At 36.2% G+C, this 11,683-nt stretch carries 7 protein-coding genes; 2 read left to right on the forward strand and 5 right to left on the reverse strand.

The genetic code is table 11. The features are described 5' to 3' along the window. Positions 1-41 precede the first annotated feature (41 nt). The 5 genes from ACFQ13_RS11420 to recR form a co-directional block, all read right to left on the reverse strand. Positions 42-818, reverse strand: coding sequence for a 3'-5' exonuclease (locus tag ACFQ13_RS11420; RefSeq protein WP_114310068.1), 777 nt, complete (start codon positions 816-818; stop codon positions 42-44). A gap of 222 nt (positions 819-1,040) precedes the next feature. Then, positions 1,041-3,122 (reverse strand): hypothetical protein, encoded by a 2,082-nt coding sequence (locus ACFQ13_RS11425; RefSeq protein WP_386117420.1) that lies wholly within the window; start codon positions 3,120-3,122, stop codon positions 1,041-1,043. A 372-nt stretch (positions 3,123-3,494) separates the two neighbouring features. Further along, complete coding sequence (locus ACFQ13_RS11430; RefSeq protein WP_386117422.1) at positions 3,495-4,847, reverse strand: dihydrolipoamide acetyltransferase family protein; 1,353 nt, start codon at positions 4,845-4,847, stop codon at positions 3,495-3,497. A 91-nt stretch (positions 4,848-4,938) separates the two neighbouring features. Beyond that, positions 4,939-6,039, reverse strand: a complete 1,101-nt coding sequence (locus ACFQ13_RS11435; RefSeq protein WP_386117424.1) for a glycosyltransferase family 2 protein — start codon at positions 6,037-6,039, stop codon at positions 4,939-4,941. Between the two features lie 7 nt (positions 6,040-6,046). After that, entirely contained in the window at positions 6,047-6,664 is a 618-nt protein-coding gene (gene recR, locus ACFQ13_RS11440; protein WP_386117426.1) for a recombination mediator RecR, read from the reverse strand. A gap of 168 nt (positions 6,665-6,832) precedes the next feature. Between recR and ACFQ13_RS11445 the strand changes: the two genes are divergently transcribed. Together ACFQ13_RS11445 and ACFQ13_RS11450 are read left to right on the forward strand one after the other, a co-directional pair. Continuing rightward, complete coding sequence (locus ACFQ13_RS11445) at positions 6,833-8,296, forward strand: sodium:solute symporter (protein ID WP_386117428.1); 1,464 nt, start codon at positions 6,833-6,835, stop codon at positions 8,294-8,296. Between the two features lie 141 nt (positions 8,297-8,437). Further along, complete coding sequence (locus ACFQ13_RS11450; RefSeq protein WP_386117430.1) at positions 8,438-11,680, forward strand: VCBS repeat-containing protein; 3,243 nt, start codon at positions 8,438-8,440, stop codon at positions 11,678-11,680. Positions 11,681-11,683 lie beyond the last annotated feature (3 nt).

Consider the following 11,683-nt stretch of genomic DNA (forward strand, 5'->3'; position numbering starts at 1 on the left):
TTATTTATTCTTCAACTAAACGTCTTTAAAAACGCTCGTGATTAGCTTAACTTATTATTAAACTGACTTAATTTAATTGCGGTTAATACTTTTTTGGTGTACAACGGAAAATCGGCATTGAGCAACCATCCAAAATACCCAGGTTCTTTATCTAAGACCTCTAACACGCGTTTTCCTTTATGTTTTCCGAATGAAAAACACTCCTCACCTTCTTTGTTATAAATGATGAAGCCAGCGAAATCCGCGAATTTTTTACGCGAACTAAATTCAGCTAAAAACTTTGTATCATTTTCTAGCTCTTCATACTTGTCTAACTGCGCTTTTAAAACCTCGTAAGTAGCCTTTGTATCGGCTTCTGCACTGTGTGCATCTTCAAGACTTTTATTACAGTAAAATTTATAGGCCGCCACTAAAGTACGTTGTTCCATTTTATGAAAAATGGTTTGCACGTCTACAGATTGGGTGTTTTTCATATCAAAATCGACCTCTGCACGTAACATTTCTTCCGCTAACAACGGAATATCGAAACGGTTAGAATTAAAGCCTCCTAAATCGGAATCTTTAATAAGGTTATAGATTTCTTTTGATAATTCTTTAAACGTTGGTTTATCTGCCACATCAGCATCTGAAATTCCATGAATTGCTGTAACCTCTGCAGGGATTGGCATTTCAGGATTTACAACCCAAGTTTTTGCGAGTTCTTTTCCATCAGGAAAGACTTTAAGAATAGAAATCTCTACGATTCGATCTTTTGAAATATTCACTCCTGTGGTTTCTAAATCGAAAAAACAGATAGGCTTAGATAAATTCAGTTGCATTGGCTATTTAATTTGTGCAAAGGTAATTAGATTCTTTTAAAAAGACTTCTTCGGTCCTTAAAACATATAAAAAATCGCACAGCTACAAACCTACGGTAAGGCTTTCTCCGCTGGCAATTTCAAGATTAAAAATAAAAGAGTACAGTTTTTACACCTGTACTCTTCTTATAATAGTGCCCAATTCTGCTGAGCGTTTCATGTATAACTTAAAGCCGTCTTGGTTTAGAGCGCCTCTTTTAATAAGTCGGGTTCACTTAGAATTAATTCAATTTTTCTTATGATCACAGTAATCTGGTTCATTTGAGCTTCAATATTTCTGAAGAATAAACTGATATCTCTATTCACCCAACTTTCAGAAATAACTCTAGCACCTAAACTAATTCTTAACACCGCACTTTGAAGATCGTTACGGTACTTTACATTTACCGCCTGACCGATATGACATTTCTGCCCTGCCAATCTCACAATCTCTAAAGGCGAGCCTTCAAATAAATCTGAAATATCGGAGTTTAAAAGCGTGTAGAGCTTTTTAACCTGATTTACGGATAGCGCATCTCTATTTTGTAAAATAAAGAACGGGAATATGGTTCTGAAGTTACCAATACCGAATTCTTTATTATTGTAACTATTAGGTTTTGTTTCCTCACCATATAAGGGCTCTAAAAATGTGGCATCTGCAATAGAATCTTCCACGAAATTACAGAACATTTCAATTCCCATATTTCTATAGAGAATTGGCGTTTTATAATACCTATCCATTTCCACAATAGCGGCATTCCAACGCATATAAGAGCCGTAATTAAAGCCTTCTGATAAAGCTTTTGAACAGAACCATGACTTTGGCCAATCGGAATGGTTATAATATTGAGTTAATCCTTTTGGTAATGGCAGTTTGGCCGCTTGTATTTGCTGGCTCACACTTTCTGGCAAAATTAAAACCCCAGCATAAGGAGGTCCCGTAAAATATTTACTTCCGGTGGTCGAAACAATATAACCTTTTTCTAAGTAGGCCTGAATATCTGCAGGATCTAAACGCAATTGCGCAGCATCTACAATAACTTGCATAGAGACGTCTTTAAGCGCATCTAAATCTTGCATCATTTTTTCACTTGGCGACTGGTATCCTAATTTAGAGTGATCCATAACATGTAAAACCACATGTCTGCCTAATTTATTAGTTTCAGTAATTGCTGTAAAAACCTCTTTATCTAATTGATCATCCGATTTTAACTTCCCATTTTCATCTCTAAAGGTGATTTTGATGAGCTCTACATCTCTAAACCCTTCAATTTTATCTCCTTTTTTAATAGGAACATTAAGCGCTGTAGTATTTTCGAAATGACAACCTTTTAATGCGGCTGGAACTCCACTTCCTGTTTCATCGGAAGCTACAAGCACATGAGTAATTTCTTTATCGGTAACAATTTGTGTGATTGCTGCAATTTGAAGCGAAGCATCGGTGCCTGAAGGTGAAAAGATAATTTCGCAGGCATCATTTAATTTAAAAATGTTTTTCAGGTTATTTTTTAATAATTCTGAAAACTCAGTTGTGGTTTTCTTAAAACCATTTTTTAAACTGTTTTTTATAAGAATACTTCTAACTTTATCTGTTTTATCGAAAGCGAAGTTAGAGACACTTGTTGCCGTAGAAGACGCAAAAGTAAAAGCCTCTGGTCTAGGAAACGGACGACAACCGTACTTATTTAATAAAGCAACCTCATCAATATTCAATCTTAAATCCCCACCAGACATTAATAAATATTCGGTTGGTTTGGCCAAATTCTCTACGATTGGTCCCCAAGATTCTTCAAATGTGTTTTCAGAATGATCTAAACTATGAAATCCTTGTAAACCTTCGTGTTGTAATAAGGTTTCAGGACTTAAATCTTCATCGTTCTTAAATAATTCAATTAAGAAATAATCTAAAGATTTTAATTTCTCTTTATCTTCTTTAGGTAAAAGCTGGTAAAAAATACGAGTCACTTCAAAAGCTGCAATATCACATAAAGCCGCATCGTCAGCCTTATTACTTAAAGCCTTATACCACAATTGCCATTCTATACCGTACCTTAAGTACACTAAGGCTAATACTGGATTTTTTAAATACGCTTCCCCAATAATAATTGACTTATTCGGGACTATTTTAAAAACATCTGGTACAGAGCTTGAAGTAATAATATTAATATTGTTCAGTTTTGGAACGGTATTAAAACGTTTTAAAACATGAACTAGATAATTTACATTATCTCTTTCAAATAGACTTGTTCTTTTATATTGATTTTCAATAATTACATTATTTGTCATAGATGCTTTAATTTTTTCGTCTTTACAAACGAGATGCTCATACACAAGTGCGGAGTCTTTAATTTGATTCGCTTTATAAAGCCGTTTTTAGGTTGCCTTATAAAATTTCGATAAAAATAGGTTTATTTTAAAAATTTGAAACCATTAAGCTTTTAATTTATTCCATCTTGAAGTGCGCAGCAAGCCGTTTAAAACTTAATTCAAACTTTAACCTGTTACCTCTAAGAGACCTAAACACTATGTTTTCATGCCTTTAGGACACCCTCCCAAAGCTCATAAAAAAAGCATAGTCTTAAAACTATGCTTTTTTTTAATCTTTAAATAAAATTAATAGATTTTATTTTATCAGTCATGCTAAAAGCAAGCGCTAATTTATATTTCTCGGTTAGGATCCCAAGCTTCTAAATAATCTTTAACCGCTTTTACAAATTGTCCTCCTAATGCCCCATTAACAACTCTGTGGTCGTATGAGTGAGACAAAAACATTCTGTAACGGATCCCCACGTAATCACCTTCTGGTGTTTCTACTACAGCAGGTACTTTTCTAATAGCTCCTAAAGCTAGGATACCCACCTGTGGTTGATTAATAATAGGAGTTCCCATAATACTACCAAATGTACCTACATTGGTTACCGTATACGTTCCACCTTGAATATCATCAGGGTTTAATTGGCCCATACGCGCTCTGTTTGCTAAATCATTAACACGTTTTACCATGCCAAGTAAGTTTAACTGATCGGCGTTTTTAATTACAGGTACAATCAAGTTACCATCTGGTAAGGCTGCAGCCATTCCTACGTTGATTGCTTTCTTCTTTATAATCTTATCACCTTCAACTGAAATATTCATTAAAGGGAAATCTTTAAGCGCTTTAGCAATCGCCTCCATAAAGATTGGTGTAAAGGTTAGGTTTTCGCCTTCACGCTTTACAAACTCATTTTTAACTTTCTTTCTCCAATTCCAGATTTTCGTAACATCGGCTTCAATAAAAGACTGCACATGCGCAGAAGTTTGTACCGATTCTACCATATATTTAGAAATGAGTTTACCCATTCTAGACATTTCAATAATCTCATCACCACCATCAGTAAGTACAGCATTCGTTGCTGGCGCCTCTGCTTTAGGACTTTCCTTAACGTTTACTGCCGTAGCTTTATTCTGCGCGGTCCCCGTTTCAGAATTTAACGCCTTGCTTGGTGCTGATGTACGTGATTTTAAATAGGCTTTAATATCATTTTTAGTGACACGAGCATCTTTACCTGTGCCTTGAATGGTATCTAATTCCGCTTGAGAAATACCTTCTTTTTTTGCTATATTTTTAACTAAAGGCGAATAAAAACGACCTTCAGTAGACACTACAGGTTCTACGGTTTCTTTAGCCGCTTCTACAGTGTTTGCTATTTCTGCAACTTCTTTAGGTGCTGTTTCTTCAACCTTAGGTTCTGCCGCACTGTCTTCAGCTTTTACTTCTACAGTATCACCACCTTCAGTTTGAATTACGGCTATAACTTGTCCCACTTGCACCACATCATCCACGTTAAATAGTTTTTCAACTAAAACGCCATCCACTTCACTTGGTACTTCGCTATCTACTTTATCTGTAGCAATTTCTAAAACCGCTTCATCGGCTTCAATAGTATCTCCAACATCTTTAAGCCACGAGGTTATTGTTGCTTCTGCAACACTTTCTCCCATCTTAGGTAACTTAAGTTCAAAATTTGCCATATCATTAATTTGTAGGTCCTTATTTGCTAATCGCGTGCAAAATTACTAAAAAAATACGTGTTTTTCTGAATTTAATTCAACAAAAAACATTTCAGAAGCGTAAAACCTCTCCTCTACTACTTGCACTATCGCTTCCGAGGATAAATTTACAGTTTTTTGAAAGAAATCTAAACACAATTGTGTCTTGTTTAGCATTTCGTTTCATATCCGTCATTACTGCACTAGGCTTCAATAATTTAAAATCGTACACCACCATACTTTCATTTTTAACCTGAGAGGTTATCTGCTCTAAAACATGAGGTGATTGTGGTAATTGTTCAATTAAAGCAGGGACTAAATGCTGCGTGTAAGCATAAACATGACGAACAGGAATACTAGCCGCTTTGCTTTGAGGACGCATCAATTGCGCCATTTTAATCCCTAACCAAACCATCACACTCATAAAAACATGCTTTTTAAAATGCTTTTTATAAAAAATCTGCATGGCGCCATAAAAACGTTTTGCATACTGAGCATCCTTTAGGGTACTCTCGCCCTTAAAATGAATTACCGAGGTGGCTCCATAATAGAAATTATGATACCCGGCGTTCTTCACCTTGTAAGACAAGTCAATATCCTCACCGTACATAAAATAGGCTTCATCAAAACCACCTACCTCCTGGTACACTGCTCTTTTCATCCACATAAATGCGCCTACCAAAATAGCTACCGGCCCAATAGCATCGGTTTGCAAATGGTTGGCATAATAGGCATCCGTGCGGCCTATCACTTTTTGAAAAGCGACTTTAGGGGTTGGAATATGACGTTTACTTTCTGGAAGAAACTGCCCTCGCCCATCTATGAGTTGACAGCCCACAATACCGAGATCCTCTTGCTCTGCAGAAAAGTCTAAAAGCTTTACAAAGCTGTCTTCAGACACAATAGTATCTGGATTTAAAATACAAAGGTACTCACCCTTAGCTTGGGCGACAGCCTTATTATTGCCTTTTGAAAATCCGGAGTTTTCTTTATTTTCAATTAAATGTACAGACGGAAAAAGCTGTTTCACCATAGCGCAGCTATCATCAGAAGAATGATTATCAATCACTATAATTTCAGCATCAATATCTGCTATTGCGGCTTCAACACTTCGAAGACAAACTTCTAAAAAGTAGCGCACATTATAATTTAAAATAACAACGGAAAGTTTCAAATTTAGATTAAGATTTTAGGGATGCTTCAAAAGGAACACGATCAATAATACTACGTCCTAGTGTAACTTCATCAGTATATTCTAATTCATTTCCTGCTGCCACACCTCTTGCAATTGTAGAGGTCGATACATCATAATCTTGAATTTGTCTAAAAATATAAAAGTTAGTGGTATCGCCTTCCATCGTTGGACTCATGGCAAAAATTAATTCTTTCACCTTACCTGCTTTTACTTTTTCTACCAAAGAGGAAATATTTAAATCTTGTGGACCAATACCATCCATAGGTGAAATTTTCCCTCCAAGCACATGATAGAGGCCCTTAAAAGAACTCGTATTCTCTACCGCCATGACATCTCTAATATCTTCAACCACACAAATTAATTCGCTATTACGACTAGGGTTCGCGCAAATTTCACATAATATGGTATCACTAATATTATGACAGGATTTACAGAAGTTAATTTCTGAACGCACTTTAGTTAAAGCCTTTGCCAATTGAAAAGTTTGATTCTCGGGTTGTCGTAACATATGCAAGACCAAACGCAATGCGGTACGCTTACCAATCCCTGGTAATTGCGCCATTTCATTAACCGCATTCTCTAAGAGTTTAGATGAAAATTCCATAGCCGCGAAGGTACTGATTTTTACAGATAAAAAAGTAACCCATTTAAAAGTCTCTTAGACCCATTAAAATTTGAAAGACGACACTTTTTTAATAATTAAGTCTGTTTTTTAAGATTCCTTTTTTACAAATACATTACTTTCATACTTTATTTTAAAAATTAGATCCGCATGTCTCCAACCGCCATACTCTTCTTAATTGTATGCTATTTTGCTATCCTTATCGTCGTCTCTTATTTCACCGGAAAAGAAGACTCTAATGCCGCTTTTTTTAAGGCCAATAAATCAGCACCATGGTATTTGGTAGCTTTTGGAATGATTGGCGCCTCCCTATCTGGAGTTACCTTCATCTCTGTCCCAGGAGCCATAGCCACAAAACAATTTGGGTATTTACAAGTGGTCTTTGGCTACTTTTTTGGGTATTTAATAATCGCTTATGTTCTGCTTCCGCTTTACTATAGACTAAATCTTACTTCTATATATACCTATTTAAAAGATCGCTTTGGTATTATCAGTTATAAAACAGGCTCTGTAGCATTTCTTATTTCTAGAACTGTAGGTGCCGCATTTAGACTCTTTTTAGTCGCTAAAGTCTTACAACTTCTTGTTTTTGATCTCTTTCATATTCCCTTTGCAATTACGGTAATGATTACAATTGCCTTAATTTGGCTCTATACCTTTAAAGGCGGCATTAAGACCATCATTTTTACGGATACGCTACAAACACTTTTTATGCTGGTTTCTGTAGTGGTTACTATTGTGTTTTTAGCTTCAGCCTTAGACTTTAATAGTATTGGCGAGCTTGTAACGTTTACCCAAGATAGCTCTTTGAGTAAAGTTTTCTTTTTTGAAGATAGCAATGATGCACAGTATTTCTGGAAAAGCTTCTTATCTGGTATATTTATCACCATCACGATGACGGGTTTAGACCAAGATATGATGCAAAAAAACTTAACCTGTAGAACCCTTAAAGACGCACAGAAGAATATGGTCACATTTAGTGTGGTTCTTATTTTTGTTAACATCTTGTTCTTAGTCCTAGGATTAATGCTCACGGAATATGCCGCAGCCAATGGCATCACGGCTTCAAAAGACGACCTTTTCCCTACCATTGCAATGCTACCAGAAATAGGCATCGTAACGTCTGCTTTTTTCTTGCTTGGTTTAATTGCAGCTGCCTACTCTAGTGCCGATTCCGCATTAACCTCATTAACCACAGCGTTTTGTTTTGACATATTAGACATTGAAAATAAAAAAGAAACCCAGCGCAAAAGCTTAAGAAAACAAGTCCATATTGGGTTTAGTATTGTCCTCATTTTAGTCATCCTATTATTCGACTTTATTTTTACTGATGTTTCAGTGATTTGGGAATTATTTAAAGCGGCAGGTTATACCTATGGTCCTTTATTAGGTTTATTCGCTTTTGGGTTATTAACAAAATTTCAAATCAAAGATCGTTGGGTCTGGGTTATTGCCATTGCAGCACCTTTAATTTCGTACCTCTTAAACCTGTATTCTAAAGAATTATTCAACGGTCATGAAATAGGATTCGAAATCCTAATTTATAATGGATTTCTGATGTTTTTAGGACTATTACTGATAAAAACTAATAAAAAAGAAAATTATACTGATTAAAAATCACAATCGACTTGACTATTTTCAGAAAAATCAATAATTTTAACAACACTTTTTTAATAATTCAGCAAATGTTAAAGCTATGTTAAATAAACGTTAATAAAAGTGTTATTTTTATCGCATTGACCAACTCAAACCACAATGCGTAAATTAATATTTGCTTTATCCACACTAGCACTTTTATCCGCTTGTACAGAACAGCAACCCACAAAAGTTTCACCATATATACTTCAAAATTTAAGCCCTTTAGATACTGGGGTTGATTTTGCTAATATGGTATCTGAAGATGCCGAACATAGCATCATCAACTACATCTATTATTATAATGGTGGCGGCGTTGCTTCAGGTGATGTTAATAATGATGGACTTCCTGATTTATATTTTGTTTCTAATACAGGCGAAAACAAACTCTACCTCAACCTTGGCGATTTAAAATTTAAAGACGTCTCAAAGACAGCTCAGATTAGCGGGAATTCTAGTTGGAATACAGGCGTTACAATGGTTGATATTAATAATGATGGGTTATTAGACATCTATGTTTGTGCCGTTTCTGGACTTCTAGATTTTGAAGGGCATAATGAACTCTTTATTAACAATGGCGATGGCACCTTCACAGAAAATGCCAAAGCTTACGGCCTCGATTTTAAAGGTTACTCTACCCAAGCCTACTTCTTTGATTATGATAAAGACGATGACTTGGATGTCTATATTGTTAACCACGCGGTGCACACCACGCTATCTCATGGTAAAGCAGAATTAAGACACGAGAGAAAACCTTTAGTAGGTGATGTTTTACTCAATAATAACAATGGCTTTTTTGAGGATGTCAGCGAGACCGCAAAAATCTTTGGTGGTGAAAATGGGTACGGCCTAAGCGCCTCCATCGCAGATTTCAATAATGATGGCTGGGACGACATCTATGTCTGTAACGACTTCCATGAAGATGATTATTATTACCTCAACAACCAAGACGGCACATTTTCTGAAGAACTAGGTAAAGCCTTTAGCACCATAAGTCGCTTTTCAATGGGCAGCGATGTGGCCGATATTAATGGGGATGGTTACCAAGACCTCATTACCTTAGATATGCTCCCTAATGACGAGCGTACCTTAAAAGAAACAGAAGGCGATGATGTTATGTTTAATATGCAGGCGCACTTAAAAAAGCTAGGCTATAAAGATCAATATGCCCGTAATATGCTTCAGCTTAATCATCAAGGGCAATATTTCCAAGAAACAGCATTATTTAACAAAGTTGCTGCAACAGATTGGAGTTGGTCACCGCTTTTTGCCGATTTTAATAATGACGGGCATCAAGATTTATTTATAACCAACGGAATCTTTAGACGCCCTAATAGTTTAGATTTTAAAAAATATGTTTCCCATGCCTTTAGAGGACGTTCTGAACAGGAAGCTCTAGCATGGCTATATAATTCTATTGGGGAAATGCCAAGTGGTAAAGTAACAAACGAAATTTACCAGGGCAACTCAAAACAATTTGAACGCCAAACCGGTCAGTGGATTGAAGACACACCAAGCCTTTCTAATGGCTCTATTTATGTAGACTTGGATGGAGACGGTGATTTAGAACTGATCACTAACAACTTTGGTGCTCCCACAAGTATTTACAAAAATAACACCGACACCTCTAAAAACTATATCGCATTAGACTTTAAGTATAAAGGTGCTAACCAAGAAGGCATTGGCCTTAAAGCCACTGTTTATAGCAACAACAAAGCACAATTAAAACAATTATTTAGATCTCGCGGCTTCTCCTCTTCGGTCAATAATCAACTTCACTTTGGACTAAACGAAGCCACGACTATCGATTCTCTTGTTGTCGTATGGCCCAACCAAAAGGTTCAGACAATTAAAAACCCTAAAATTAATCAAACTTTAACGGTGAATTATTCCGAACAGAGTCGAACGTATCACCCAGAATCCCCTTCAGAGTTAGCAAGCACATTTAAGAAAGCATCTTTTATAGACTACACCCATCAAGAAGATCATTACAATGATTTCTCTGAGGAAAAACTAATCCCTTATAGGATTTCGACCTTAGGACCGGCTCTAGCTAAAGCTGATATTGACAATAACGGTTATGAAGATATTTTTATAGGGAATAGCTCCGGAAAGAAAGCTCAATTATTTCTGAACAACGGGCGTCATTTTACCCCTTTACATATGAAAGCTATAGAAAATGATTCGCTTTTTGAAGATAACGATGCTGAATTTTTCGATGCTGATAATGATGGTGATTTAGATCTTTACATCGCCTCTGGAATCCAAGAAGGACAGCTTGAAGAATTTCAGGTAGACCGACTGTACATCAATGACAACGGGCAGTTTAAACGCTCTCAATCTCAAATTCCTTTAAATCCTCTAGTAAGCACAGTTGTGAGCGCATATGATTTTGATTCCGATAACGACATGGATCTTTTTATAGGAAACCACTCTGATGCCCATGATTTTGGACAAGCCGTCTCCTCGTATATTTTAGTTAACGACGGAACAGGGCATTTTACAAAACAACTTAATTTTAAAGTAGAATCTAAAGTTACTAGCGCGCGTTGGGAAGACATTAATGGCGACCAATTAAAAGATTTACTAATTGCCACAGAATGGGATGCGCCTAAAATTTTCTTAAACCAAGGCGGAACCTTAACCCCAACCACCGTACCTCAGCAGCTTAATGGTTTATGGCAAACCGTCAGCACTTACGATATTGACAAAGATGGCGATCAAGATATTTTATTAGGCAATTGGGGCTTAAATACTAAATTCAACCTCAACTTTGATGGTCCTTTACAGCTTTATCATTCCGACTTTGACCAGAATGGAAAAAATGAAACTCTATTAGCCTACAATAAAGGAGGCTACTACTACCCGTTAAACACCAAAGATGAACTCGCCTCGCAGATGAATGTGATTAATAGAATTTACACGAATCATAAAAGTTATGCTGGCAGAACCATTGAAGAAGCCCTAACTAAAACCACTATAAATCGTGCCGAAAAGTTTGAAGTGCACCAATTAGCTTCAGGCTATATGAGAAATGACCATGGGCAGTTTAATACGTTTATTCCTTTTGACGATGCTTTACAATTAGCTCCGATTACCACATTTTTAAATGTCAACCTAGAGAATGAATCACAGCTTATGGTGGCCGGAAACTCTACTAAGCTAAACAGCTATCATGGTGCTTACACGGCTTTAAAAGGCCTTTTATTAAAAAATGAAAACGATTATAAATTGATTTCAGACTACGGAATGACTCCAATAAACACGCAAGTAAAACAATTAGAGACTCTAAAGATGAAGGATGAAAACTTAATCTTAATCCTTTCTAATGACGATAATTTACAACTTTACACCTACAAGTAATCC

Origin of the sequence: Winogradskyella rapida (assembly GCF_042675845.1) — a bacterium.
Lineage (GTDB): Bacteria > Bacteroidota > Bacteroidia > Flavobacteriales > Flavobacteriaceae > Winogradskyella > Winogradskyella rapida.

Bases quoted from the DNA above. Each gene is read 5' to 3' on its own strand.
- ACFQ13_RS11420 (WP_114310068.1), bottom strand. From the start codon at position 818: ATGCAACTGAATTTATCTAAGCCTATCTGTTTTTTCGATTTAGAAACC.
- ACFQ13_RS11425 (WP_386117420.1), bottom strand. From the start codon at position 3,122: ATGACAAATAATGTAATTATTGAAAATCAATATAAAAGAACAAGTCTA.
- ACFQ13_RS11430 (WP_386117422.1), bottom strand. From the start codon at position 4,847: ATGGCAAATTTTGAACTTAAGTTACCTAAGATGGGAGAAAGTGTTGCA.
- recR (WP_386117426.1), bottom strand. From the start codon at position 6,664: ATGGAATTTTCATCTAAACTCTTAGAGAATGCGGTTAATGAAATGGCG.
- ACFQ13_RS11445 (WP_386117428.1), top strand. From the start codon at position 6,833: ATGTCTCCAACCGCCATACTCTTCTTAATTGTATGCTATTTTGCTATC.
- ACFQ13_RS11450 (WP_386117430.1), top strand. From the start codon at position 8,438: ATGCGTAAATTAATATTTGCTTTATCCACACTAGCACTTTTATCCGCT.